The following is a 25,104-nucleotide window of genomic DNA, read 5'->3' on the forward strand; positions in this document are numbered from 1 at the left end:
AGCCGGGCGCCAACGCCCGCTCCTTATAGGGATTATGGTCTTTCTTTTACCGGTCCTTTGATTTATGTTAAAATAGGCAGGATGATAAGTTCAGACAACAATAGAAAGATCAGGTGCGAGCATATTAATGAAACCTTTAATATATGATTTAACATTGGAAGAGCTGTCCCAGTGGGCTAAAGAGAATAGCGAGCCGGCCTTCCGGGGCGGGCAGATTTTCGACTGGCTGTATGTCAAGCGGGTGAGCACTTTTGAAGAAATGAGCAATCTCCCGAAGGGCCTGCGGTCCAAGCTGGACGAGCAGTTCACTATCGACGGGCTGAAGGAAATCACCAAGCTGGAGTCGAAGGACGGTACGGTCAAGTTCCTGTTCGGTCTTCACGACGATCACGCGATCGAGACTGTTATTATGAAGCACAACTACGGCAACAGCGTCTGTGTCACTACACAGGTTGGCTGCCGAATCGGCTGCACGTTCTGCGCATCCACACTGGGCGGTCTGAAACGCGATCTTACTCCGGGTGAAATTGTGGCCCAGGTTGTGCGCTCCCAGCAAATTCTGGACGCCCGCGGCGAACGGGTAAGCAGCATCGTTATCATGGGAACGGGCGAACCGTTCGAGAACTATGATGCGACCATGAAATTCCTTCGTCTAATGATTCACGAAAAAGGCCTGAACATCGGGCAGCGGCATATTACGGTATCCACTAGCGGTATCGTGCCGAGCATTTATAAATTCGCGGAAGAAGATACCCAGATCAATCTGGCGATATCCATCCATGCTCCCAATGACACCCTTCGCTCCAAGCTTATGCCGGTTAACCGGCGCTATCCGTTTAATGATGTGATGGAGGCTCTCCGCTATTATCAGGCGAAGACCGGACGCCGCATCAGCTTCGAGTACGCCCTCATCGGGGGCGTCAACGATCAGCCCGAGCACGCCCAGGAGCTGGCCGACGTTCTGAAGAGCATGCTGTGCCACGTCAATCTGATTCCTGTCAATCATGTGCCGGAGCGCAAGTATGTCCGCACATCCCGAAATGATATTTTTCAATTTCAGCGGATTTTGGCGGATAATGGCGTGAATGTGACTATCAGACGGGAGCAGGGGCATGATATCGCCGCCGCATGCGGCCAGCTGCGCGCCAAACATATGGAGTTGAGGTGAGGTCTTTTGATCAATACGGTTCATGTCAGCGATATCGGACGGGTGCGCTCCGTCAATGAAGATTCGGTGTGGACCGGCTTAACCCGACACGGGTATACGCTGGCCATCATCGCCGACGGCATGGGAGGCCATCTGGCGGGTGATACCGCCAGCCGGCTTGCGCTGGAGACGATACGCGGGGAACTGGAGGAATTGGCGCCGGGTCTCACTGGCGACGAGCTCAAAGATGCGCTCCTGAATGCGGTTATCAAGGCGAATGATACAGTCTTTGAACAAGCGGGCAGCGACGAACGCTATCATAACATGGGAACGACTGTCGTATCCGTTCTGATGGGTGAACAGTCGGGATGTATCGGCCATATCGGCGACAGCAGGGCCTACATAATCAAGGATGGCAAGGCGGCGCAGCTTACCGAGGATCATACGCTGGTCAATGAACTGTTCAAGAACGGCCAGATCAGCCAGGAGGAGCTGGGCACCCACCCGCGCCGCAATGTGCTGATCCGCGCGCTTGGCACGGACCGGGAGATCCAGGTCGATCTGCTTCCCATTGAGCTGGGACCGGGAGAAGTGCTGCTCTTGTGCAGTGACGGCTTGAGCAATTTTGTCAGCGCCGAGCATCTGGGGAAGGTTGCCGGGCTGCAGGAGATTTCGCTAGAAGAACGGGCGGACCGATTACTACAGCTGGCACTGCTTGCCGGCGGCGGCGATAATATCAGCGTCGCCATGTTGGAACATCAAGAGGAGGCCGCTGTGCCCGAATCAAAGGAGTGGGATAGATGATCGGTCACGAGTTGGGAGGCCGTTACCAAGTCATCGAGCGAATCGGTGGAGGCGGGATGGCTCTGGTCTACAGAGCGCATGATATTCTGCTAAACCGGAATGTCGCAATTAAAGTACTACGCAATCAATTTGTACATGATGAAGAATTTATTCGCCGGTTTCGGCGCGAGGCCCAATCCGCCGCTTCCCTCTCACATCCCAATGTGGTCAGTATTTATGATGTAGGGCAGGAAGATGAAATTCATTATATTGTTATGGAGTATGTGGAAGGCAAGAATCTGAATGAAATTATCAAGGATAGAGCTCCGCTGCAGGTCGACGAAGCCGTGCGGATTGCGACCCAGATCTGCGATGCGCTGGACCACGCCCATCAGAACCAGATTATCCACCGGGATATTAAGCCGCATAATATTTTGATCGGCCGCAACGGCCGGGTTAAGGTGACGGATTTCGGGATTGCCCGTGCCGTGACCTCGACGACGATTACCCAGACGGGATCGGTCGTTGGATCGGTTCATTACTTTTCTCCCGAGCATGCCAAGGGCGTGGCTACCGGAGAGAAGTCGGATCTCTATTCGCTTGGCATCGTCATTTATCAGATGCTGACCGGGAGCCTGCCTTTTCTCGGCGAGAGTCCCATCAGCGTGGCGCTGAAGCATCTCCAGGAGGAGTTCGAGGAGCCTCGCAAGCTGAACCCGATGATTCCACAAAGTGTGGAGAACATCATTTTGAAATCGATGCGGAAAAATCCCGAGGAGCGGTACCAGTCAGCCAAGGAAATGCTCGATGACCTGGAGACCTGCCTGCTCCCGGAGCGGCGGAGCGAGCCCAAGCTGGCTTTTGTGGATGATGACGAGGACCGTACACGGGTGATGCCGGCAATCAAGCCGGTTCAGCGGAGCGGCGGTTCGAAGGGCCGCGATGAAGACCGGATGGTCAAAGAAGCAAATATGCAGGTCAGGAGTAAAAAAGTATGGGGTAGGCCGGCACTGTGGATCGGACTGACGCTTATTCTGCTGCTGGCGATGACCGGAGTTGTATGGTATGTGAATGCCAAGCTCGTTGTTCCCGATGTGAAGGTGCCCAAGCTGGTCAACCTGCAACTTGCTGATGCCAAAGCCAAGCTGACCGAGGTCGGGCTGACGCTTGAGGAGCCGGTTACCAGCGAGTACAATCCGAACTTTGCCGAAGGTGTTGTGTTCGAGCAGAGCAAGGAACCGGATATGACGGTCAAGAAGGGCAGCAGCATTGCGCTCAAGGTAAGCATCGCGAAACCTTTATCCTCTATGCCGGATTTGAAGGGACACACTTTCGATGAGGCCGTCAAGATCTTGACGGATCAGGGGGTCGACCCGAGCCGGATTACCCAGGACAGCGAATTCAGCTCGGATACGCCGGCAGGGCAGGTCATCCGTCAGAATCCGGTGTCGAACAGCCAGTACGACCCGGATACCGCTAACATCTCGATTGTTGTCAGCAAGGGGCAGGAGAGTGTGACAACGCCGGACTTGAGCGGCTTGACTCAGGATGAAGCCAAAATCAAGCTGGAAGAAGCGGGACTTGAACTAGGTGAGGTTAAGACAGAATCCAGCTTCACGGTTGAGAAGGGCAAGGTAACGAAGCAGTGGCCATATGAAAAAGGCACCAGCGCGCCGCCCGGTGAGAAGATCACCATTTACCTGAGCAATGGATATCCGCCTGAAGCGCTTGAATATACGTTCAATCTTCCGGTATCTCCGGGTGAGGAAGGTAAGAAGACGAAGATCACGATCCAGTATGCGGATGCCCGCAATAATGGTGAGAACCAGGACTGGGGCACGCGCACGATCAGCCGGACACAGGTGCTATCGGTGAATTTAGTGCTCGCTCCGAACAAGGATGGTGCGGTTACTGTATACAGAAACGGTGAATATTACGATACTTATACCATCCCGTACAATGACGCCAAGAATGGAACGGTAGTGGTTCCGGAACCTTCACCGGTCAACCCTTCACCTTCTCCTTCACCGACTCAGACACCGACCGAAACGCCTGTCAGCGTTGAACCGTCCGCCGATCCGGCTATGACTGCTCCTGCAAGCGAACAGCCGGCTGGCGATGATGCAGGTGGGGCCGGTGCGGAGACAGCGAGCGCTACAGTGGGCAACTCCGGAAAGGGACATGATAAAGGCAAGGGCAATGATAAGAAGCAGTAGCTTCAATGCTATTCGGTTGGTTCCCGCCAAATCGAGGAGAGGAAGGCTTAAACCATGCCTGAAGGCATAATCGTCAAAGCTTTAAGCGGTTATTACTACGTGAGTCCGCTCCGAGAGGGAGAAATTGCCTCCGTAGATGAGCCTGTTCAATGCCGGGCCCGCGGGATATTCAAGAAAAGGGGCCAATCACCGCTTGTTGGAGATCGGGTTGTGTATTCGCTGACCGAGAACGGCGAAGGGACGGTTGACGAGATCGGCCCAAGAGAATCGGAGCTGATCCGTCCTCCGGTGGCAAATGTTCAGCTAGCCGTACTGCTGTTCTCAATCCGCGAGCCGGATCTGAATCTCCAGCTGCTCGATAAATTTCTGGTCCACATCGAGCATGCCGGTCTGGAGACCTTGATCGTGCTGACCAAACGGGATCTTGCAGAAGACGAAGAGGAAGGAACGGCACTTGTGAAGCGACTGTACGAAGAGATCGGTTACGAAGTGCTTGTGACCAGCTCGCGTACAGGTGATGGCAGCGAGGAGCTGCGGAGGAAGCTTGAAGGCAGGGTCAGCGTGTTCGCCGGCCAGTCGGGCGTCGGCAAATCCTCGATGCTTAACCGGATTGTTCCGGGGCTTACGCTGGAGACGAGCGAAATCAGCCTGCGGCTTGGCCGCGGGCGGCATACGACGCGCCATGTAGAGCTTATGGATATCGGCGGCGGGGGATATGTAGCCGATACGCCGGGCTTCAGCCAGCTGGATTTCCTGGAGCTGGGCGTGGAGGAGCTTTCCTCCTGCTTCCGGGAATTCATCTCTTACTCCGAGGAATGCAAATTCCGCGGCTGCACTCATACCCATGAACCCGGCTGCCGGGTTGTCGAAGCCGTGGAGAACGGGGAGATCGCAGACAGCCGCTACCAGCATTACAAGCTGTTCTTCAATGAAATGAAAGACAAGAAGCGGAGGTACTAACTAAGATGATCAAGATTGCTCCATCTCTGTTGTCGGCGGATTTTGCCGCTCTGGGCGCTGAAGTGGCCGAAGCACAGGCCTCCGGTGCGGACTGGATTCATGTCGATGTAATGGATGGCCATTTTGTGCCCAACATTACGCTCGGACCGCCGATCGTCAAGGCGGTCAAGGCTCATACGACCCTTCCGCTTGACGTTCATCTCATGATCGAGAAGCCGGAGCTCTACATCTCCGATTTTGTCGCAGCCGGCGCGGGGGTCATCACGGTTCACGCCGAAGCGTGCGTGCATCTGCACCGGGTGATTCATCAGATCAAGGAACATGGGATATTGGCAGGTGTGGCAATCAATCCGGCAACCCCTGCTTCTGCGATTAAGGAAATTTTGGGTGATGTTGATCTGGTGCTTGTGATGACGGTCAATCCGGGCTTTGGCGGACAAGCCTTTATTCCGGGGACGATGAATAAAATCCGGGAGATCCGTAATTGGGCGAATGCAATCGGCCATGATCTTCGCATTGAGGTTGACGGGGGAATCTCCGAGTCTACGGCCCCGCTCGTTGCAGAGGCAGGCGCCGACGTGCTGGTTGCCGGCAATGCCGTATTCGGCCGCAAGGACCGGGCAGCGGCGATATCTGCGATACGCGCGGCGGCGGAGAACCGCTGACCGCGGCAAATTTTGGGCGCCTCTCATAAGGTATAGGCCAAGTTGCAGCCGCATAGATATGGTTACATGAGCAGGAATCTCATGTAGCCTTTTTTGCGTGGAGAGAAAAGGCTGCAGCACTGATCGGAGGGTGAAATATGAAATTTTATACATTCAAGCTGCCAAAATTTTTGGGTGGATTTGTGAAGGCGATCTTGAATACTTTTCAGAAAAACTGACGGAAGGCAATACAATAGGGGAACATGAAAAAAAGCACCTTACGAAATGTAAAGGGTGCTTTTTGAAATATAAGAGACTATAGGCGCTAGCTTATAAAGAATCTTATATTTGACGAGAAACGCTCGGGCGTCTAATAAGACGCCGACAGGCGTTTCTGCTAGTTGAAATTCATAATGGAAGCGGTAAGCAGCGAATTATACGCGCTCAACTTTACCGGATTTCAGGGCACGGGTGCTTACGTATACACGCTTCGGTTTGCCATTCACCAGAACGCGAACCTTCTGAACGTTAACTCCCCAGGAGCGACGGTTGCGGTTGTTGGCATGGGATACGTGGTTACCGCTGCTCGGTTTCTTGCCAGTTACAGCACATTTACGGGACATCATTACACCTCCTTATTGCTTTCACCTGCAATAAAACAATACCTGACTATAATATCACAATGAAAAATGCTTCGTCAACAGACCCAAAAACATTTATTTCTCTCAGCCGTTATAGTACAATATAGATTAGTGCATTATGTCCTATTTGGGTTAATGATGCAAGGCAAGAAGGTTAGGAAGGGGAATTCTCATTGACCAAGCGTTCGATTAACGGAATGGATTTTACCGCGATGGTGCTGGCCGGCGCGGACAAACTGCAGCAGCATGCGGAGCACGTCAATTCCCTGAATGTTTTTCCGGTTCCGGACGGGGATACGGGTACCAATATGAATCTGACCATGACGGCGGGAGCGAGAGAGCTTCGCAGCAACAACTCTGCGTCGATCGGCCAGTGTGCCGGCGTTCTGTCCAAGGGGCTTTTGATGGGCGCCCGCGGTAATTCGGGAGTTATTCTGTCCCAGCTGTTTCGGGGGTTCGGCCGCTATGCCGCCCAATATGAGGAACTGAACTCTCAGCAGTTTGCAGCCGCGCTGCAGACAGGAGTCGACACAGCCTACAAAGCGGTAGTCAAGCCAGTGGAGGGAACCATCCTGACCGTGGCCAAGGAAGCTGCCCGGCATGCCGTGTATTTGGCAAGAAGAACTACGGATGTTACGGAAGTCATGACTGAGACGCTTGCCAAGGCGAAAGAAGCTCTGGCATCGACTCCGGATCTGCTGCCGGTGCTTAAACAGGTCGGCGTTGTGGATTCGGGCGGACAGGGTCTGGTCTATATATATGAAGGCTTTTTTGAATATTTGACAAGCGGAATAGCTGCTGCACCGGCTGTAGGACAAGCAGCAGCTGCCGATACAGCGGCGCCTGCACCGGCTGTCGTACTGGTTAAGCCGGAAGCGAATCATCTGCATGTGCAGGCCTCAGCGCAGTCCCAGTTATCGACGGAAGACATTGAATTTCTCTATGACATGGAATTCTTCATTAACCGTCTGCTCGGTGCCGGACCAACTTCACGTTTCGACGAAGACGAATTTCGGAAAGCGTTGTCGGTGAACGGCGATTCCATTATCGTTATCTCCGATGACGAGACCATCAAGGTTCACGTTCATTCCAAGACACCTGGAGAAGTGCTGAATCTGGCGCTCTTGTACGGCGAAATTACCCAAATTCATATCCTGAACATGCGGGAGCAGCATCGGGATCTGCTGACAGCTGGCATGGACATTGCGCCGAGCCCGGAGGTGTTCGCAGACATTCCGGAAGAGAAGAGCCCGGCGCCGGCACCCGCCGTTCCGCCTGCGGATGACCTTGCTCCGTATGGCTTCATTGCGGTATCCTCGGGAGATGGCATCTCGGAAATCTTCAAGAGCCTTGGGGTCGATGTCGTGTTGGCCGGCGGCCAGACGATGAACCCCAGCACGGAGGATTTCGTGAACGCGATCTCTTCGATATCGGCGAAGCATGTATACATTCTGCCGAACAATTCGAATATCGTGCTTGCCGCCCAGCAGGCTAAGGAACTGCTGGAAGGCGAACGCGAAATCACCGTTATTCCAAGCAAGAGCATTCCTCAGGGCATTGCCGCGGCGTTCTCCTTCCAGGAGGATGAGACAGTGGACAGCAATACCTCAGGTATGCTGGAAGCCTTGTCCCATGTGAAATCCGGACAGGTTACCTATGCGGTGAGGGATACGAAGTTTGAAGAGATGGACATTAAATCCGGTCAATATATCGGTATTTCCAATTCCAAGATTGTGGCTGCAGCAGAGGATATGCTGGGCGCCAGCCAGGCGCTGCTGTCTAATATGCTGGAGAATGGCGACGAGATCGTAACGATCCTGACCGGTCAGGACGCAGACTTTGCCTCTACGGAGGCGCTGACGGGCTGGCTTTCGGACAACTATCCGGAAGCTGAGGTCGAGGTTCATGAAGGCGGCCAGCCGATCTATTACTATCTGTTCTCCGTAGAAGCCTAAACGGAGACACGTATTCCGCAGGGGAGGTTAACCATGAATCGAACCGTTATCGTTACCGACAGCACTTCTGACATTCCGCCTTCGATGGCCAGCGAGCTTGGCATTGAGGTAGTGCCGCTTACGCTCATGTTCGGAGGAGAATCTTTCCGTGACGGTATTGACATGACACCGGAGCAGTTCTATGAGCGCCTTCCCCGTTCTTCCCAGCTGCCGACCACGTCGCAGCCTTCGCCGGTCGAATACATGAATGCGTACCGCCGGATTATGGAACAGTACCCGGACAGCAAGATTCTGTCCTTTCATATTTCCTCTGGCCTGAGCGGCACGTATCAATCCGCCCTTCTGGCCAAATCGATGCTTGAAGAAGAGGGAGAGCGGATTACCGTGTATGACTCGCTCTCCGCTTCTTACGGCTTCGGTCTGCTGGTCGTTCATGCTGCGCGTCTATCCGCTGAAGGTAAATCTCCCGAAGAAATTCTGGAGTCGGTTGAAGCGCTGCGGCAGTCGCGGAAGCTCTATTTTCTAGTGGACACGCTGGAATATTTGCAAAAAGGCGGGCGGATCGGCAAAGCCTCGGCAATTCTCGGCACCTTGCTTAACATTAAACCAATCCTGTCCATTGATCAGGAAGGGATTATTTATGCCGTAGAGAAAGTCCGCGGCCGCAAGAAGGCGGTGGCACGGATGATCGAGCTGTTCAAAGCCGACCTTCCCGGCGTCAGTGTCATCAATGTCGCTGTCGGGCATACAGCCGAGCCTTCTTCCGCTGAAGAGTTCCTGCAGGAGCTCTCGCAGCATTTTACGCTGAGGGAACGAGTGTTGACCAATGTAGGGCCTGTTGTGGGGAGTCATGTCGGAAACGGCACGCTTGCCGTTTTTATATGGCCGGCTTGAGATTAAGGGATGATGAATCATATGACTATTTCACTGGATCGCATAGAGGTTAATCAAATCGGCGGCGTGAGCGCTCAAAAGAAACTTGAGCTTCACGCCTTTAATATCTATACCGTACAGGATCTGCTGGAGTACTTTCCGTTCCGTTATGAGGACTATCGTCCAAAATCGCTCAGTGAAGTGAAGCATGGGGACAAAGTTACCGTTGAGGCCAAAGTGATGGGGGTTCCGGTTCTGCAGCGGTTCGGAGGGAAGTCACGGGTCAGCTGCAAAATGATGGCGGAGCCGTGGATGTTCACTGCGACCTGGTTCAACCGGCATTATGTGCGGGAACAGCTGACGCCCGGGCGGCATGTGGTCATCAGCGGCAAATGGGATCAGAAGCGTTCGCAGATCACGGTTACCGATTACGAGTTCCCGGACCGGGGCGAGGGCAAGACGGGAACGCTGCAGCCGGTATACTCCGTTGGCGGGAAGATCACGCAGGGCTGGCTTCGCAAGACGATTGCCCAGGCGCTGCTGCAGTATGGTGATCTTGTACCGGAAATTTTACCCCAGTTCATCATTCAGAAGCATGAGCTGATGCCGCGCAAACGAGCGATCGCCACGATTCATCAGCCGGAGGACTCGCGCGAAGGGCAGCAGGGGCGGCGCCGGATGGTCTACGAGGAGCTGTTCCTGTTCCAGCTGAAGGTGCAAGCCTTCCGGACTTTGAACCGTGGACGGATGGACGGTGTAGTGCATACGGTGGATAACGCGACAGTCCGGCAGTTCGTGCGCAGCCTTCCTTTTGAACTGACGAATGCGCAGAAACAGGCGGAGCTGGAAATTCTGCATGATATGCGCTCATCCTATTGCATGAACCGGTTGCTTCAAGGCGATGTCGGTTCGGGTAAAACGGCGCTCGCGGCAATTGCGCTGTTCGCTTCGGTTCGTTCCGGTTTCCAGGGTGCGTTGATGGTGCCGACAGAGATTCTGGCCGAGCAGCACAGCCGTTCGCTGCAAGCCATGTTCGAGCCGTTCGGCATTTCCGTCGCTCTTCTGACGGGCAGCATTACCGGCCGCAAACGGAAGGATCTGCTGGCTTCACTTCAGATGGGACTTGTGGACGTCATCGTCGGAACACATGCGCTGATCCAGGAGGATGTGTTCTTTCGGGAACTGGGCATGGTTGTGACCGACGAGCAGCATCGCTTCGGCGTGAACCAGCGAAGCATCCTCCGCCGGAAGGGTTACAATCCCGATGTGCTGACGATGACCGCAACGCCGATTCCCCGGACGCTGGCGATTACCGTCTTCGGGGATATGGATGTCTCGACCTTGTCCGAGCGGCCTAAGGGGCGGATTCCCATTTCAACTTATTGGGTCAAGCCGGACAAGATGGAGCGCGTGTTCAATTTCATCAGCCGCGAAGTCGATCAGGGGAGACAAGCCTATGTCATATGTCCGTTGATCGAAGAGTCGGACAAGCTCGACGTCCAGAACGCGATTGATCTCCATATTCAGCTTAGCGGAGCCTTTCCAGGCTACCGTGTAGGTCTTCTGCACGGCCGAATGACGCCGGCCGAGAAGGACGAGGTAATGCGGGCTTTTTACAGCAATGAGGTGCAGGTACTTGTGTCCACCACCGTCGTCGAAGTCGGTGTCGATGTGCCCAACGCCACCCTGATGATCATCGTGGACGCCGACCGGTTCGGCCTGTCCCAGCTTCATCAGCTCCGGGGCCGGGTGGGCCGCGGTGAGCATGCCTCCTACTGTGTGCTGGTGGCAGATCCGAAGTCGGAGCAGGGACGTGAGCGGATGACCGCCATGACCGAGACCAACGACGGATTCGAGGTGTCCCGGCGGGACCTGGAGCTTCGGGGGCCGGGCGATTTCTTCGGCACGAAGCAGAGCGGTCTGCCGGAGTTCAGGCTGGCCGATCTGACGGCGGATTTTGCCGTTCTGGAGCAGGCGCGCGACGATGCGGCAGCGCTTCTCAGGGACGGCTCCTTCTGGACCTCGGCCGAATATGCGCCGCTGCGCGGGTATTTGCAGAAAGAGCAAATTTTTCAGGGCGATCTGATCGATTGAAGTCAAACGGCGGCCCGGCCCTCATATACTGGGAAAGATGGATATGAGGGGAGGTGCTACCGTTTGGGATATGTTCAGTATGGAATCAGCCCGCAGCTGGTGGATCGGATCAAGACGAAAATGAAAAATCCGTCAACCAAGGAGCGGGTTAAAAACTTGATCAACGGGGTGAACAAGCAGCATCTTCAGGACCCCGGCACCGTTCGCAGACTGGTCCGAAACGCCTGTGGCATTTTGGGAGAACGGCTGACTCCGGGTCAGGAGGATGCCATTGTCCGGTTCGTCATCGATCAGCGGATCGATCCGAACAATACGTTTCACCTGCTTCGCCTATGGGGAATGTTCCGTTAACCGGTGGGGAAGGATCGCCAAGTACTTCTCATGAACGATAAAAGCGTTCCGGCATTTGCCGGAACGCTTTTATCTTGTGGTGCGCCCGGCATGGGCGATAACTCGGCGGTGAAAGTCCGCTACGGGCTTGGCAGTAGGAACTGTTAGCTGAAGGCAAGGGTGTCCGCCGCGAGGCGGAATCTGAAGGAAGCTGGAGGCAAACCCTCGGTCTGACGAACAGAAATCACATATAAGGCATGATGGGACGGACGAGCTTGCCACACAAAGCAAAGTCCAATACTGCCCGAATCCCATGATGTAAATGTGGCAGATAGATGAGGGGAAAGTTATCGCTCTTACCCGGGGAGATCTCACAGACGGGGAGTAGGAGAAAAAAAATCCGAAACACGGAGTAAAGCTTGTTGTGAGAGGTCAGCAGACGCCATAGTACGCCTGTTGCGTCAGCGGCAAGCGGAAGGGCTGAACAATCGTAAGTCTCGAGTACAGACTGGAAGGAGAACCGGTGCGATGAAAGCAGAATACCGAAAGGGCTGCCCTCAAAGGGATAGTGTGGAACACGAAGAGTATGCGGGAGTGCGGAGTGCCGGAGCTCGGGAAGGTAAAGAAAGAGACGGTGCAAACGATCTGATGGAACGCATCCTGGACAGAGATAATCTGAACCGGGCGTACAAACAGGTCAAAAGTAATCACGGAGCGCCCGGGATCGATGGGATGACCGTAGAGGCGGCGCTTCCGTGGCTGCGGGAAAACAGAGATGAACTGCTGCAAAGCATCCGGGAAGGGAAATACAAACCAAGCCCGGTGCGGCGCAAGGAAATCCCCAAACCAGATGGAAGCGGAGTGAGAAAGCTCGGCATCCCGACCGTCGTAGATCGGGTGATCCAGCAAGCGATCTCCCAGCAACTGCAACCGTTATTCGAGCCACTTTTCTCGGATGGAAGCTATGGCTACCGCCGGGGTCGAAGTGCGCAACAGGCCATTCGGAAAGTCAAAACGTACGCCGAGCAGGGCTATGGACAAGCGGTTGAAATCGATCTGTCGAAATACTTTGACACGTTGAACCATGAGCTTCTTTTGAACTTGCTGCGCAAACAGATCGAGGATAAACGCGTCATCGACCTGATCAAAAAGTACCTGAAAAGCGGAGTCATGGAAAACGGGGTACGACGCGCAACGGAGGAAGGATCGCCGCAAGGCGGGCCGCTGTCTCCGCTTTTGTCAAATGTCTATCTGAACGAATTCGATCAGGAGATGGAGAGCCGAGGCGTGAGGGTCATCCGCTATGCGGACGACATTGTCGTGCTGGCGAAGAGCAAACGAGCAGCCATGCGACTGCTGGAATCCAGCCGGACGTACTTGGAGCAGAAGCTAAAACTTCAAATGAACCCGCAGAAGAGTAAGGTCGTCAGCGTCGTGGCGCAGAAACACTTTAAATTCCTCGGCTATGCGCTGGGAAAGAACGGGAACGGTGTGTACATTCGCACCCATCCGCAATCTCTCGCTAAAGCAAAGAGGAAACTGAAAGAGCTCACGAATCGAAGACAAGGCAGGAGTGCAAGAGAGGTAATGGAGAACGTAAAAGTCTACATTCGCGGCTGGCTGGGTCACTTCTACGTAGCCGACATGAAGCGAATCCTGCAAAACTGGAATGAATGGCTGCGAAGGCGGATGCGCATGTACATCTAGAAGCAATGGAAGAAGCCAAGAACGAAGGTACAAAATCTGCGAAAGCTGGGGATACCGGAGTGGCAGGCTTACCAATGGGGAAATACAAGGCGGGGCTACTGGCGAATAGCCAGAAGCGCAGTATTGAATCGCTCTGTAACAAACGAAAGGCTCGTACAGGCAGGGTATTATGACTTCCCTGCCCAGTACGAGCGCTTGCGTCAATTGCACTCAAACGGTTGAACCGCCGTATACCGAACGGTACGTACGGTGGTGTGGAAGGTCGGCTACTCAATTAATGGGTAGCCTCCTATCCGATTGAATATGCCGGAGTATATATAGACCTCGCTTGTTAGCCTATTCATAAGCTGTGTCCAGGCTGTCAGCGCACCGGGGATTGTTAATCAAGTGTACGAACTTCCGTGTGATTTAGCGAAACCCGAACGCAACGATGCAGTGCTCAGGATTCCTCTGTGACGGTGGTCCTTTTCCGTTGCAGCCGTTTCTTATGCCGGCTTTCGAATTTGAACAACCGGTTAAGCGCGAGATAAATCACCTTCGATTCCTTCGTCAGCAGCGGTCCGAGAATCGCGAGAATCAGCACATACATGGCGGCGAAAGGCTGGAGAATGGCGAGCAGACCGCCCGCTTTGCCCAGATTGGCCATGATAATGGAGAATTCTCCCCGGGAGACGATGGTGAGCCCGATGTTAGAGGATGCACGGGGATTCAGATCTGCCGTACGCCCAGCCAGCATGCCGGCGATAAAGTTGCCGATCAATGTAACAATGACGGCTGCAAGCGCGTACCACATCGCCTCTCCGCCGAGCGTCAGCGGGTCGATGGACAGACCGAAGCTGAAGAAGAAGATAGCTCCGAAGAAATCCCGGAATGGAATGATCAGCTTCTCAATGCGCTTGGCATGCTCCGTCTCGGCCAGCACGAGTCCGATCAGCAGAGCGCCGATGGCTTCGGCGACATGGATCGTCTCGGAGAATCCGGCTACCAGGAAGAGCGCGGCAAAGATGACAATGGTGAACAGTTCGCCTGAACGGATATTCAGTACCCGGTTCAGTAACGGAACTAATTTACGGCCTACAATCAACAGGCCTAACATATAGACGAGCGCGATTCCCGCCGACATCAGAACGCCGCCTATCGAAGAGGAATCGCTTAGCACGAGACCGGATAGAATCGAGATATAGACGGCGAGGAAGACGTCCTCGAACATGATGATCCCTAGAATCATTTCCGTCTCGGGGTTGGCGGTCCGTTTGAGGTCGACGAGTACTTTAGCCACAATAGCGCTGGATGAAATCGTGGTTATTCCGGCGATCACCAGCATTTCCTTGACCGGAAAACCCAAACAAAGGCCGAGGAGCAGCCCCAGCGAGAAATTGATCAGAATGTAGATGGTTCCCCCGACCGCGATCGATTTGCCTGCTTTGAGCAGGCGGCCGACCGAGAATTCCAGACCGAGGTAGAAGAGCAGGAACAGCACGCCGATCCGGCCCATGAACTCAATGAGTTCGGCGCTTTCAATAAAGCGAAAGTCCAGATGCCAGAGCTTGAATGCATGCGGTCCAACGGCCATGCCGATCAAAATATAGAAAGGGATGACGGAAAAACGGAGTTTGGCGGCAATAAGTCCGGACAGAGCGATCAATGCGACAGCCAATCCAACTTCAAATACGATGTGATTCATCCATTAACCACATCCGTTCCGCAAAATTTCTTTGAACTGCCTGTGCTGTTCCCGTTCTCCGGCTGCGACGACCATGGAATCCGCCTGCAGGATGAGCTCGGGTCCAGGATTGATATGCTTGTTATGGTTCTTGTCAATTACGGCAATGACCGTAGCGCCTGACCGGGCGCGGATATCCAATTCTCCGATCGTACGGCCGACACAGCGGTGGCCCGGCTCCAGACGGTACCATTCGATCACTAGATCGTCCAAAGCCACTTCAATGGATTCCAGCGCTCTTGGCTTGTAGGTGACGCCTCCAACGATCGCTGACAGAAAGCGGGCCTCATCATCATCCAGCGTGACCATGGAAATGCTGTGATCCGGGTCCTCATACTCAAAGTGATACAGCTCCCGGCGTCCGTCATCGTGCACGATGACGACAACCTTGTCGCCGCTGCGGGTCTGCAGCACAAATTTTTTCCCGATGCCGGGAAGATCCGATTCTTTATAGTTCATCTAGTTCAAGCCTCCAGTAACTTGTTGTGGTTATATTTTCTTGCATCCTTTAACGCATTTAGCGGACAGACGGTAAGAAAGCCACAAATCTGGAGTTGAATTTGAGCGGAGTAAGCAGCAGTCGTTTAAGCCGAATATGGAACTCTCGGGCATGACGCGCGAATATAAGGGGGAGTCCGAAGGACTCCTCCCGCGCATAATCGAAGGAAGCGGCGAAGACTCGCGGAAGAAACGAAGGGTGCTGCTGCAAGGGATTGGCTCTAAGCGAAGGCGCGATCAGATGGCGATCCAGGCTTTCGATTCCTTTTTTGCCGGTATCGGGGACTCCAGGGGGATGAGCGTTCATCAGGGGACCGGCGGGAAATGCCAACGCAATAAAAAGAGCAATGAGCAGCAGAAACGGCCTTCCTCGCCTGCCGATAACAAGATATGGATTCATAACGGCTCCCCCTTCCCTGATGTAGTATTAAAATCATAACACAGAGGCAAGGGTAAGCCAAATTGTTCACATCATTATTAAAATATTCTCCGCATACCAAGTATGACGCCGTTCCAGTATCCGGAATCCAGCTCACTGATTTGCACACCGGGATTTCCCCAGGTATGAATGAATTTTCCGTCTCCGATATAAATGCCGACATGTCCGGGAATCGTATCTTTTTCAAAGCGTCCGGGAACGGTGAAGAAAATAAGGTCGCCGGGTTGAAGCTGCTGGCGGGTTACCTTCGTTCCGAGATTGTCCTGGTCCTTGGCAAGACGCGGAAGATCTTTGCCGAATTTCTTAAATACATGGCGCGTGAAGGACGAGCAGTCAAAGGTTTTGGATTCCTCATATGGAGCCGCACCGAACTCATAGGGAACGCCGAGAAATTGTTTGGCATAGGAGACGAGGCTTGCGGCATCTGATAGAGACAGGTTTTGGATGCGCATCATGCTGCCGTCGGATTTGAGCTGGACGCTCCGATTGTCCCTTGCCGCACCGGCATCTCTATCTGCACCATTTGACTCGATGAGCCCTGTTCCGCCCGATGTTCCGGCTTGTCCTGAACCGGTGCCGCTCTCCGGTACGGAACGATTGGTGTTCTCCTGATCTTTCGGCGTGGAGATAAAGACTTCTCCTGTACTCGGCGTCACGCTGACGCGGGAGTGAAACAGCTTGGACAACGCAGCGGCTGTCATGTAGATTTTGCCGTTCTTCAAATCGGGAGCATCCGGCAGCACACAGGGTTCACCCCAGGAGTAGGCGTGTGGCGAACCTGACCGCACTTTATAGAGCACATCACTGTAGCCGATTTTGACATAGCCGCCTCCGCCCGGTTCTTCCACAACGCGGTAGCCGAGAGAGTTGGCCGCGGGCTCCAGAGGAAGCCAGGTTTTTCCGGATGAGTCGTAGACGGGAAGACTCTCGATATAGGTCTTGGTCTTGAGTGTGGACTTCGGCGCCACGGCGCGGGTTTGGACGTTCTTTCCGTCACTGCAGCCCGATGCGGTCAACAGAATCGCGGATAAAGCGCCCAGCATCAGTCTGCGGGAATGGATGGGAATCATGACACACGCTCCATTTCTGAAAAATATAGCTTCAGTATGCGAGGCGGCGCCTCCTTTTATGTGAACAATGGTTAGGAAATGGATGACATTTCGTCACGATTTCGGATTGACGTAAGAGTTAACGAACATTTAATATAGTTTCATAGATCGCAAGTAGGAGAGCAATTCTGCACACCCGCTTTATTGCTTTTGTCTATAAAAGCGACAAAGCTGCGGCGCATCTTCCGGCGTCCGCGCTGATACTATGACGAGAAGAGGGTAACTGATGAAGAAAAAGAGAATTTGGCTGGGGATCAGTCTGTGTCTAATGCTTGTGGCCGCTGGCTGCGGCAGTAATAATAACAATTCGGGAGCGGGAGCTTCCTCCGCACCAGCCGGTACCGTCGGAGCGGCGGGCACCGCTGCCCCGGATACCAAAACTTACAAGATTGCGGTCTCGCAGTATGTGGAGCATCCGTCTCTGGATGCCACCTATGACGGAATCATAGCTGCACTTAAAGATGCCGGTATCGAAGAAGGCAAGAACCTGAAGATCGATTTTGAGAACGCACAGGCGGATCAGGCGAATAACCTGTCCATCGCCCAGAAGATCGCGTCCGAGAAGAATGATCTGGTCATCGGTATTGCAACCCCTCCGGCGCAGGCGCTGGTTCAGGCAATCAAGAACGATACGCCGATTCTCTTCGCGGCGGTAACCGATCCGCTGGATGCCAAGGTTGTGACAAATCTTGAACATCCGGGCGGCAATGTATCCGGCGCCTCCGATACAAATCCGGAAGCCATCACGCGCTTGATGGATTTTATCGCGACACAATTCCCGAATGTGAAGAAGCTGGGACTTATCATCAATGAAGGCGAGCCGAACGCCGTTGTTATGGCGGACAAGGCAAAGGCAGCACTGGACAAGCACGGAATCGAGCTGGTCAAGGCGCCGATTACGAATACCTCCGAAGTGAAGCAGGCCGCGCAGTCGCTGGTCGGACGCGCCGATGCGCTGTACATCACGCTCGACAACTCGGTAGTGAGCGGCGTCGATTCCATTATTCAGGTAGCGAACGAGAACAAGCTGCCGTTCTTCTCAAGCGATCGCGACACGGTTGAGAAGGGAGCTGTCGCTACAGTGGGCTTCAAATATTATGACCACGGCTACCAGGTCGGCCAGATGGCTGTCGATGTGCTGAAGAACGGCAAGAAGATCGGCGATCTGCCGGTTACGGTTCAGCAGAAGCTCGACGTCATCCTGAATCTGAAAGCCGCAGCCGCGCAGGGCGTCGAAGTAACGGACGCCATGAAGGCCGCGGTAACTGATCAGGCCAACGACATTATTCAATAACAGAAGCTGTGAAGAGGGGCGATCCTGTGAGAGGCGCCCCTTGCCGTTTGAGGGAGGAAGTTAGACATGGTTGATTCATTGCTTGGAGCGGTCGAACTGGGGCTGCTCTACGCGTTCATGGCGCTGGGCGTCTATATTACATTCCGGATTCTGGACTTTCCGGATTTGACCGTGGACGGAAGCTTCACGACAGGCGGCGCCATCGCCGCTGTGATGATTGTTCACGGATATTCTCCGTGGCTGGCGACGCTGGCCGCGCTGGCAGGCGGCATGATCGCAGGATTGTGTACGGGCCTGCTGCATACCAAAGGCAAGATTAACGGGCTGTTGTCCGGGATTCTGATGATGATCGCGCTGTATTCCATTAACCTGCGGATATTGGGCAAGCCGAATGTATCTGTAATGGGCGAGGATACGTTGACCTCCTTGGTCAGACCGCTCTATGTCATGCCTGTAATTGTAATTATTGTGAAGGTTCTGATGGACCTGTTCCTGCGGACGGACCTTGGGCTTGCGCTTCGGGCGACCGGCGACAATTCCCGGATGATCCGCAGCTTCGGCGTCAACACCGATAACACCACTATTCTCGGCATCAGCTTGTCGAACGGGCTTGTCGCTCTGTCCGGTGCGCTGATCGCCCAGTATTCATCCTTCGCCGACGCTTCAATGGGCATCGGGATGATCGTCATCGGTCTCGCTTCTGTCATTATCGGCGAAGCGATCTTCGGCTCCGGCAGCGTCTTCCGGGCGACGCTGGCTGCCGTGCTCGGCTCCATTGTGTACCGGATTGTCGTAGCGCTTGCGCTGCGCGTCGATTGGCTGGACGCTTCCGATCTGAAGCTGATTACGGCGCTTATCGTTATCGTCGCCCTCGTATTTCCTTCGATCCGGCGGCATTACAAGCAGAGAAACAGCGCCCGCAAGCGGACCGCCGCTCTGGCTCAGCAGGTGATGAAGAGTCAGAAAGGAGGTGCTGCGGATGCTAAAGCTCGATAAAGTATCCAAGCTGTTCAATCCAGGCACCCCGGACGAGAAGATCGCTCTGCTCGGCATCGATCTCCAACTGAACGCCGGCGATTTCGTGACGATTATCGGCAGCAACGGCGCCGGTAAATCGACGCTGATGAATATTATCTCCGGCGTCATGAAGCCGGATCTCGGCGAAGTGCAGATCGAGGGAAGCCCGATCAGCGGACTGGCCGAGCATGAGCGGAGCCGCTGGATCGGCCGGGTCTTCCAGGACCCTATGGCCGGAACCTCGCCGCACATGACGATTGAAGAGAACCTTGCGATGGCATACAAGCGCGGCAAGGGGAGAGGATTGTCGCTCGGCGTGAACGCCGCCAAGCGGAAGCAGTTCCGCGAGGAGCTGGCCCGCCTCGGAATCGGGCTGGAGAACCGGCTGCGCGCGAAGGTGGGCTTGCTGTCCGGCGGTGAACGCCAGGCGCTCAGCCTGTTGATGGCCACCTTCACGAAGCCGCAAATTCTCCTACTCGACGAGCATACGGCTGCCCTTGACCCGGCTCGTGCAGAGCTGATTACGAAGCTGACCGAGTCCATCGTCCGGGAGATGAAGCTGACAACGCTAATGGTCACCCACAACATGGAGCAAGCGATTCGGCTTGGCAACCGTCTTATTATGATGGACAAGGGACGGATCATTCTCGATATTGACGAGCAGCGCAAGAAGGATCTCACTGTCGAGCGCCTGCTTGGCGAGTTCGAGACGATCAGCGGCCACAAGATGGCCGACGACCGGGTTGTTCTCGGCTAGCTGATCCGGACCTCACTGGACCATACGGAAGAACAGAAGAACCGGAGCACCGCCTGCTGTAGGCGATGCTCCGTTTTTTTGTGCAGAGGTACACTTTCCATAAGCATAAGGCGTTAGGGAGTGGGCCGGGCTGAAATCTCCTCTTCTGTGCTGTTGGTCGCATATTTATGCTTCAGGCCGGTTTCGGCCGGTTCTAAGATGAACTGAATCGCGATAAAATGAAAGCAGACATCATCCTTGCCCCACTGTGTGGAGCTTTCTTAAATTCTAGAGAAAATATTGAGAACGGCCCAAATATTGATAAGGTGCTGCCTTCCGAGGTTCAGCGTACTTCGACGCCTTGAAATATGTCCGGGTCTCCTGGGACTTAACATCTCCTTGGACTTAACATGCTATAATAGTTCTACATTTTAACAGAAAGGAGAATCGGCGATGGGTATGCATATCGAATCCATGATTAAATTGCTGATAGCCCTGCTGTTCGGACTGTTCATCGGAATTGACCGGCAGTTGAAGCAGAAGCCGCTGGGAATTCGGACCAGTATGGTTATCAGTATCGCCAGCTGTCTTGTCACCATCGTATCCATCCGGGCCTTTGACAAATTCTCCGGTCCTGATCACCCCAATATGGACCCGATGCGACTCGCGGCGCAGATCGTCAGCGGCATCGGCTTTCTGGGAGCCGGTGTCATTTTGCGCAGAGGGGGCGACGCGATCTCGGGACTCACTTCCGCGGCGCTGATCTGGACGGCATCCGGAATCGGTATCGCCGTTGGGGCGGGATTCTACGTGGAAGCGGGAATGGCGGTCGTTCTGCTGATGTTCGCAGTTAACGCCGTTCCCTACCTGATTCGCGCCATCGGTCCGCAGAAGCTGAACAAGCACGACGTCTCGGTCAAGATTATTATGGTGCCCAACGGCGCCATAACTGAAGTTATCCAAAAAATCGAGAACCGGAAAGGGCGATCCAAGGACAGATCCAAGGAGAAATCAACCGAGCGGATTATCCGGCGGATGAAGATCAAGGATCTGGACGACGGGCGGCAGATGATCGACATGGTGCTATCGGCAGCGGACAGGGATCTGGCAACCAAAATCTACTATGATCTTAAAGGCATAGACTACATTTCCAACGTCGAAGTCGAGCAGTTGTAATAACAAGATCATCTCAATCTCATAAAGTTGTAAAAACAAGTTACATCAGACCATGATTGTATGGTAATCTAATTCTGGTGAAAACAGTTACAATAATAGAGAGGAGAGATCATCTGCATGGAAGTTAAGGCTTATGCAGGAGAATATGAAGGGGAGTCCGCGGTCTGGCTGAAGGCCGGCCGTTATGAAGCGGCAATTATTCCCGGAGTCGGAGGGAATCTGGTCGCTTTCCGCGATACCGAGAACGGCTATCGCTTTCTTCGGGAACCGGGCGCGGACGGAATCGAAGTCTTCAAGCAGAGTCCCGGCGTATTCGGTATTCCGGTGCTTTTTCCGCCGAACCGTTACGAAGACGGGAAGTTCCCGTGGAAGGGACAAGTCTATCAGCTGCCGGTGAACGAGGTAAAAACCGGCAATCGTCTGCACGGGTTCCTGCATACCATTCCCTGGGAAGTTGAGGATTACGGAACCGGCAAGAATGACAGCTACGTGGTGGTCTCCGTCAAGATCGACGAGAATCATCCGTCCTATCAGTATTTGCCGCATCAATATACGGTGAAGCTGCGGTACAACCTGTCGGAGGACGGACTTGCCCAGCAAATTCTGATCCGCAATGACGGCAGTACGGAAATGCCGTGTCTGCTCGCGTTCCACACGGCGATCAATGCGCCTTTTGCCGAAGGAAGCTCACCTGAGGATTACAAGGTGAAGGCAACGATCGGCAGCCGCTGGGAGCTGGGCGAACGCATGCTTCCTACCGGAAGCTTTCAGCCTCTGTCCGGGCAGGAAGAGCAGTTGAAGGGAGAAGGCGTCAACCCTTACTTCGAGCCGCTCGATAATCATTATACGGCTGTTCCACAGAATGGACGGAACCTGATGGAGCTGACCGACACGAAGCTGGGCGTTACGCTTGTGTACGACGTTGGCACCTCGTACAAGCAGTGGATGATTTGGAACCACAAAGCGTCCGGCAAGTTCTTCTGCCCTGAGCCCCAGTTGAATCTTGTTAATGCTCCGAACGTCAATCTGCCGGCTGACGAAATCGGCCTGTTCGGCCTTCAGCCGGGCGAATATTGGGAAGAGCGTGCCCGTCTGTATGTAAAATAAGCAACCCTAAGCTATAGCTCATGTATTGCATACGCCCGTATCCTTTTGAGGAGACGGGCATTTTGTTTATGCTTTTTGGAAAGCTTGATTGCGCGCATTAATTTCATGCTGACTTGCTTTGACCGGATGAAGTGGAGATAATGATACAAACCGGAGGTCGCCTGCCTGGGCGTCTTCCGTTCACATCAAGATAAGGGAGGACAAGCATGCAGCTGATCGCCATGCTCACCATGCTGATCGACCACATCGGCTATATCTTTTTCCCCCAGGACATGGGGTGGAGATATATTGGACGGATCGCTTTTCCCATTTACTGTTATACTCTGGTTCAAGGTCATCTTCACACCTCGTCACACCGCCGTTACTGCCTCCGCCTGCTCGTCATCGCCCTTCTGGCGCAGCTGCCCTTCAATCTTGCGCTGCATGCGGGAGGACTGAATGTCGTCTTTACGCTGCTGCTCTCCGAGCTTGTTCTGATCATGCTGGACCGTCTGCGGACGCCCTGGATTGGCGTCATCGCCGTGCTGCCCGCGCTGTGGATCATGGACCGGCTGCCTCTCGATTACAATGCATACGGACTGCTGCTTGTCCTGATCTTCCGCTACGCCAAGTCCTATTGGCTGGTGCTGCTTCATGCGCTTCTCAATGTGATCTACTTGTTCTACTATGGCTGGACAGTGCAAATGCTCAGCGTTGTGCCAACCCTGATGATCGCGTTCGGGCCGAATGTGTGGAAGTACCTGGAGAAGCGGAAAATACCCCGCCCGATCTGGTGGTCGTTCTATCCTGCGCATCTGGCTGTCCTGGCGCTGATCCGATATATATATTACGGATATGTGCCGCTGCTGGACTGGTGAGGTCTGCTGGCGCTCTAGCTTGGGGATATGCCTAAGATGCTGCTCATGAACGTTAACATTACTTTAATGAAAATGAGTGAATTCGTTTACAGATTATCCCTTTCCTGAGATAATAAATTGGAATGCCAAAATCAGGAGAGAAGAGGGATTCAATGAAATTGAGGAACAAGAGAATCAAATGGCTGCTCCCCGTCCTCGCGCTGCTGCTGGTGCTGGCCGGCTGTCAAACTGTCGGCGGGCTGGATGTGAACAAGGCTCTGCTCGGTAATCTCGATGTGAAGTCTGCGGAGGAGAGCGTAACGTTCTCCATGAAGGCGGTACCCGCAGCAGGAATCAGCGACGAAGACCGCAAGATTGTCGATCTTATCAATTCCTTTTCGGTTCAGGTGAACAGTCTGAAACTGCAAGAGAATGGCGACCTGTCCGCAAGCGGAGCATTGGCTCTGAAAGGGAAGACCATTCCATTCAGTCTGTACATAAACAAAAGTCTGCTTGCCCTTAATGTAGAGGGAGCGAAGAAGCCTTTCTATTATCCGCTGGAGGACTATAACAGCGTTCTGTCCGAGTCCGGAGTGGATCTTGAGAAAGCGGAGAGCCTGAACAAGCTGCTGACTGCTTTTGTGGTCAATAACCTGCCTAACCCGTCGGCCATCAGCGCTTCCGCAGTTACCGACACCGTGTATGGAGAACAGCTTAATCTGATGAAGCTGCATGCCGAAGTTACAGGCGAGGAGCTTCCCGGACTTCTGAAGTCTTTCCTGAAATCCGTATCGCAGGATTCCGAAGGCTTCAAGCAATTCCTAGGAGGTCTGTATGATTATCTGCTTCCGGTCCTGAAGTCGGAAGACACAGCAGATCTTCTGGATGCATATGGATTTGGCGACGTTCCGCTTGACGACAAGGAGCAGGTCGTTACTGTAGCGCATGATGCGGCGAAGCTGGCGATCGATACCGCTCTGCTGATGTATGACACTAAGCTGCAGGAGCTGTACGATAACGCGCCGGAGATCAAGACCGTTCTGGGCAAGGATACCAATCTCAAGGTCGATTTGTTCGTGGACAGCTCGCTTCATGTTCGCAAGGAACAGATGAGCCTGAATGTCGCCCTCCCTCAGGACGATTCGATTCCGATCACCTCCATCTCCTTCCAGTCGGAGGCGCAGGTCTGGAATATCAACGGACCGGTGAAGGCCGATGTAATTGATACTACGGGAGGATTGAATGCTTCCGAACTGTCCTTGTCAGCAGGTACGATTCTCAAGAATCTCAACCCTGATTCCGCATTGTACCATCTGCTGAAAGAGGATCTGGGAATTACCCGCAGATCATTCGATATCGACCCTGAGTACGATAGCTACTTGGTGGAGAATAAGGGGAATACGGCGATGGTATCGGCGCGCTTTCTTGCCAACTACTTTGACGCCAACCTGGAATGGGATGATAGCTCGCGGAAGATTACCATTACGGACGATGTATATGGGACTGCTGTCACGCTGAAGATCGGGTCCAATCAGGCCATCGTGGATGGAAAGGTCATTAAGCTGCCGCAGGCGGTCTATATTGACGAATACGGCCGTGGAATGGTGCCGCTGAGAGCCGTGGCGGAGGCGCTTCATGCCAAAGTAACGGTCAATGAAGATGGAACCATCACCATTTCGCGTGACTAGAATTCAATGATGTTCAGGTAGAAGCTCTGCCACTCTCAGCATTAGCAGCTGGGGAGGCAGGGCTTTTTTTCAGCCGGAAAAAAAGAAACGAAGGAGTTGAATTATCGGAGCAAATGTATTAAGATATAAAA

At 53.8% G+C, this 25,104-nt stretch carries 24 protein-coding genes; 19 read left to right on the forward strand and 5 right to left on the reverse strand.

Going from position 1 to position 25,104, the window contains the following annotated elements; genetic code table 11:
* Nucleotides 1-127: 127 nt before the first annotated feature.
* From rlmN to spoVM, 6 genes are all read left to right on the forward strand, one after another.
* Nucleotides 128-1,168 (forward strand): dual-specificity RNA methyltransferase RlmN, encoded by a 1,041-nt coding sequence (gene rlmN, locus PSTEL_RS11870; RefSeq protein WP_038695547.1) that lies wholly within the window; start codon nt 128-130, stop codon nt 1,166-1,168.
* Between the two features lie 6 nt (nt 1,169-1,174).
* The gene (locus tag PSTEL_RS11875) at nt 1,175-1,951 is read left to right on the forward strand and encodes a Stp1/IreP family PP2C-type Ser/Thr phosphatase (RefSeq protein ID WP_038695549.1); all 777 of its coding nucleotides are present in this window, start codon (nt 1,175-1,177) and stop codon (nt 1,949-1,951) included.
* Nucleotides 1,948-4,146 (forward strand): Stk1 family PASTA domain-containing Ser/Thr kinase, encoded by a 2,199-nt coding sequence (gene pknB / locus PSTEL_RS11880; RefSeq protein WP_038695551.1) that lies wholly within the window; start codon nt 1,948-1,950, stop codon nt 4,144-4,146. Before PSTEL_RS11875 ends, pknB begins: the two co-directional genes overlap by 4 nt.
* Before the next feature lie 54 nt (nt 4,147-4,200).
* A complete protein-coding gene (gene rsgA / locus PSTEL_RS11885; protein ID WP_038695553.1) occupies nt 4,201-5,106 on the forward strand; it encodes a ribosome small subunit-dependent GTPase A in 906 nt (301 codons plus the stop codon).
* 5 nt (nt 5,107-5,111) lie between these two features.
* Nucleotides 5,112-5,771: a ribulose-phosphate 3-epimerase gene (gene rpe / locus PSTEL_RS11890; RefSeq protein ID WP_038695555.1), complete on the forward strand. Its 660-nt coding sequence runs from the start codon at nt 5,112-5,114 to the stop codon at nt 5,769-5,771.
* A gap of 137 nt (nt 5,772-5,908) precedes the next feature.
* Nucleotides 5,909-5,989: a stage V sporulation protein SpoVM gene (spoVM, locus tag PSTEL_RS11895; protein WP_019424875.1), complete on the forward strand. Its 81-nt coding sequence runs from the start codon at nt 5,909-5,911 to the stop codon at nt 5,987-5,989.
* Nucleotides 5,990-6,184: 195 nt separating this feature from the next.
* On the opposite strand, the gene rpmB is transcribed toward spoVM, so the two are convergent.
* Nucleotides 6,185-6,373: a 50S ribosomal protein L28 gene (rpmB, locus tag PSTEL_RS11900; RefSeq protein WP_038695558.1), complete on the reverse strand. Its 189-nt coding sequence runs from the start codon at nt 6,371-6,373 to the stop codon at nt 6,185-6,187.
* Between the two features lie 191 nt (nt 6,374-6,564).
* Between rpmB and PSTEL_RS11905 the strand changes: the two genes are divergently transcribed.
* The 6 genes from PSTEL_RS11905 to PSTEL_RS28150 all read left to right on the forward strand — a co-directional run bounded on the left by PSTEL_RS11905 (nt 6,565) and on the right by PSTEL_RS28150 (nt 13,523).
* Nucleotides 6,565-8,346 (forward strand): DAK2 domain-containing protein, encoded by a 1,782-nt coding sequence (locus PSTEL_RS11905; RefSeq protein WP_038695560.1) that lies wholly within the window; start codon nt 6,565-6,567, stop codon nt 8,344-8,346.
* Nucleotides 8,347-8,379: 33 nt separating this feature from the next.
* On the forward strand, nt 8,380-9,240 hold the full coding sequence (locus tag PSTEL_RS11910; protein WP_038695562.1) for a DegV family protein: 861 nt from the start codon (nt 8,380-8,382) through the stop codon (nt 9,238-9,240).
* Between the two features lie 21 nt (nt 9,241-9,261).
* A complete protein-coding gene (gene recG / locus PSTEL_RS11915) occupies nt 9,262-11,313 on the forward strand; it encodes an ATP-dependent DNA helicase RecG (protein WP_038695565.1) in 2,052 nt (683 codons plus the stop codon).
* Between the two features lie 63 nt (nt 11,314-11,376).
* Nucleotides 11,377-11,664, forward strand: coding sequence for a stage VI sporulation protein F (locus tag PSTEL_RS11920; RefSeq protein ID WP_038695567.1), 288 nt, complete (start codon nt 11,377-11,379; stop codon nt 11,662-11,664).
* Nucleotides 11,665-12,171: 507 nt separating this feature from the next.
* On the forward strand, nt 12,172-13,350 hold the full coding sequence (ltrA, locus tag PSTEL_RS11925; RefSeq protein WP_218917582.1) for a group II intron reverse transcriptase/maturase: 1,179 nt from the start codon (nt 12,172-12,174) through the stop codon (nt 13,348-13,350).
* Nucleotides 13,351-13,355: 5 nt separating this feature from the next.
* Nucleotides 13,356-13,523 carry a hypothetical protein gene (locus tag PSTEL_RS28150; RefSeq protein ID WP_218917583.1) on the forward strand — a complete coding sequence of 56 codons (168 nt, stop codon included), beginning with the start codon at nt 13,356-13,358 and terminating at the stop codon, nt 13,521-13,523.
* Between the two features lie 266 nt (nt 13,524-13,789).
* Here PSTEL_RS28150 and PSTEL_RS11930 read toward each other — a convergent pair whose 3' ends face one another.
* The 4 genes from PSTEL_RS11930 to PSTEL_RS11945 all read right to left on the reverse strand — a co-directional run bounded on the left by PSTEL_RS11930 (nt 13,790) and on the right by PSTEL_RS11945 (nt 17,080).
* A complete protein-coding gene (locus tag PSTEL_RS11930) occupies nt 13,790-15,034 on the reverse strand; it encodes a cation:proton antiporter (RefSeq protein WP_038695569.1) in 1,245 nt (414 codons plus the stop codon).
* Between the two features lie 3 nt (nt 15,035-15,037).
* The gene (locus PSTEL_RS11935) at nt 15,038-15,532 is read right to left on the reverse strand and encodes a cation:proton antiporter regulatory subunit (protein ID WP_038695571.1); all 495 of its coding nucleotides are present in this window, start codon (nt 15,530-15,532) and stop codon (nt 15,038-15,040) included.
* A 58-nt stretch (nt 15,533-15,590) separates the two neighbouring features.
* The gene (locus PSTEL_RS11940; RefSeq protein WP_038695573.1) at nt 15,591-15,971 is read right to left on the reverse strand and encodes a hypothetical protein; all 381 of its coding nucleotides are present in this window, start codon (nt 15,969-15,971) and stop codon (nt 15,591-15,593) included.
* A gap of 77 nt (nt 15,972-16,048) precedes the next feature.
* On the reverse strand, nt 16,049-17,080 hold the full coding sequence (locus PSTEL_RS11945; RefSeq protein WP_038695575.1) for a C40 family peptidase: 1,032 nt from the start codon (nt 17,078-17,080) through the stop codon (nt 16,049-16,051).
* A gap of 265 nt (nt 17,081-17,345) precedes the next feature.
* Between PSTEL_RS11945 and PSTEL_RS11950 the strand changes: the two genes are divergently transcribed.
* The 7 genes from PSTEL_RS11950 to PSTEL_RS11980 all read left to right on the forward strand — a co-directional run bounded on the left by PSTEL_RS11950 (nt 17,346) and on the right by PSTEL_RS11980 (nt 24,973).
* Entirely contained in the window at nt 17,346-18,413 is a 1,068-nt protein-coding gene (locus PSTEL_RS11950) for an ABC transporter substrate-binding protein (protein ID WP_038695576.1), read from the forward strand.
* Between the two features lie 66 nt (nt 18,414-18,479).
* On the forward strand, nt 18,480-19,409 hold the full coding sequence (locus tag PSTEL_RS11955; RefSeq protein ID WP_038695578.1) for an ABC transporter permease: 930 nt from the start codon (nt 18,480-18,482) through the stop codon (nt 19,407-19,409).
* Complete coding sequence (locus PSTEL_RS11960; RefSeq protein ID WP_038700740.1) at nt 19,393-20,187, forward strand: ABC transporter ATP-binding protein; 795 nt, start codon at nt 19,393-19,395, stop codon at nt 20,185-20,187. The genes PSTEL_RS11955 and PSTEL_RS11960 overlap by 17 nt, the downstream gene beginning before the upstream one ends.
* 432 nt (nt 20,188-20,619) lie before the next feature.
* Nucleotides 20,620-21,342 (forward strand): MgtC/SapB family protein, encoded by a 723-nt coding sequence (locus PSTEL_RS11965; protein ID WP_038695580.1) that lies wholly within the window; start codon nt 20,620-20,622, stop codon nt 21,340-21,342.
* 117 nt (nt 21,343-21,459) lie between these two features.
* Nucleotides 21,460-22,449, forward strand: a complete 990-nt coding sequence (locus PSTEL_RS11970; RefSeq protein WP_038695582.1) for an aldose 1-epimerase — start codon at nt 21,460-21,462, stop codon at nt 22,447-22,449.
* A gap of 206 nt (nt 22,450-22,655) precedes the next feature.
* Nucleotides 22,656-23,306, forward strand: a complete 651-nt coding sequence (locus tag PSTEL_RS11975; RefSeq protein WP_038695584.1) for a TraX family protein — start codon at nt 22,656-22,658, stop codon at nt 23,304-23,306.
* Nucleotides 23,307-23,458: 152 nt separating this feature from the next.
* Nucleotides 23,459-24,973 carry a copper amine oxidase N-terminal domain-containing protein gene (locus PSTEL_RS11980; RefSeq protein WP_038695586.1) on the forward strand — a complete coding sequence of 505 codons (1,515 nt, stop codon included), beginning with the start codon at nt 23,459-23,461 and terminating at the stop codon, nt 24,971-24,973.
* The last annotated feature ends 131 nt before the right edge of the window (nt 24,974-25,104 follow it).

The organism is Paenibacillus stellifer (assembly GCF_000758685.1).
Lineage (GTDB): Bacteria > Bacillota > Bacilli > Paenibacillales > Paenibacillaceae > Paenibacillus_AQ > Paenibacillus_AQ stellifer.

Bases quoted from the DNA above. Each gene is read 5' to 3' on its own strand.
- rpe (WP_038695555.1), top strand. From the start codon at position 5,112: ATGATCAAGATTGCTCCATCTCTGTTGTCGGCGGATTTTGCCGCTCTG.
- rpmB (WP_038695558.1), bottom strand. From the start codon at position 6,373: ATGTCCCGTAAATGTGCTGTAACTGGCAAGAAACCGAGCAGCGGTAAC.
- PSTEL_RS11930 (WP_038695569.1), bottom strand. From the start codon at position 15,034: ATGAATCACATCGTATTTGAAGTTGGATTGGCTGTCGCATTGATCGCT.
- recG (WP_038695565.1), top strand. From the start codon at position 9,262: ATGACTATTTCACTGGATCGCATAGAGGTTAATCAAATCGGCGGCGTG.
- PSTEL_RS11965 (WP_038695580.1), top strand. From the start codon at position 20,620: ATGGGTATGCATATCGAATCCATGATTAAATTGCTGATAGCCCTGCTG.
- PSTEL_RS11960 (WP_038700740.1), top strand. From the start codon at position 19,393: ATGCTAAAGCTCGATAAAGTATCCAAGCTGTTCAATCCAGGCACCCCG.
- PSTEL_RS11955 (WP_038695578.1), top strand. From the start codon at position 18,480: ATGGTTGATTCATTGCTTGGAGCGGTCGAACTGGGGCTGCTCTACGCG.
- rlmN (WP_038695547.1), top strand. From the start codon at position 128: ATGAAACCTTTAATATATGATTTAACATTGGAAGAGCTGTCCCAGTGG.
- PSTEL_RS11910 (WP_038695562.1), top strand. From the start codon at position 8,380: ATGAATCGAACCGTTATCGTTACCGACAGCACTTCTGACATTCCGCCT.
- PSTEL_RS11975 (WP_038695584.1), top strand. From the start codon at position 22,656: ATGCAGCTGATCGCCATGCTCACCATGCTGATCGACCACATCGGCTAT.
- rsgA (WP_038695553.1), top strand. From the start codon at position 4,201: ATGCCTGAAGGCATAATCGTCAAAGCTTTAAGCGGTTATTACTACGTG.
- PSTEL_RS11945 (WP_038695575.1), bottom strand. From the start codon at position 17,080: ATGATTCCCATCCATTCCCGCAGACTGATGCTGGGCGCTTTATCCGCG.
- PSTEL_RS28150 (WP_218917583.1), top strand. From the start codon at position 13,356: ATGGAAGAAGCCAAGAACGAAGGTACAAAATCTGCGAAAGCTGGGGAT.
- PSTEL_RS11950 (WP_038695576.1), top strand. From the start codon at position 17,346: ATGAAGAAAAAGAGAATTTGGCTGGGGATCAGTCTGTGTCTAATGCTT.
- PSTEL_RS11935 (WP_038695571.1), bottom strand. From the start codon at position 15,532: ATGAACTATAAAGAATCGGATCTTCCCGGCATCGGGAAAAAATTTGTG.
- PSTEL_RS11980 (WP_038695586.1), top strand. From the start codon at position 23,459: ATGAAATTGAGGAACAAGAGAATCAAATGGCTGCTCCCCGTCCTCGCG.
- spoVM (WP_019424875.1), top strand. From the start codon at position 5,909: ATGAAATTTTATACATTCAAGCTGCCAAAATTTTTGGGTGGATTTGTG.
- PSTEL_RS11970 (WP_038695582.1), top strand. From the start codon at position 21,460: ATGGAAGTTAAGGCTTATGCAGGAGAATATGAAGGGGAGTCCGCGGTC.
- PSTEL_RS11940 (WP_038695573.1), bottom strand. From the start codon at position 15,971: ATGAATCCATATCTTGTTATCGGCAGGCGAGGAAGGCCGTTTCTGCTG.
- pknB (WP_038695551.1), top strand. From the start codon at position 1,948: ATGATCGGTCACGAGTTGGGAGGCCGTTACCAAGTCATCGAGCGAATC.
- ltrA (WP_218917582.1), top strand. From the start codon at position 12,172: ATGAAAGCAGAATACCGAAAGGGCTGCCCTCAAAGGGATAGTGTGGAA.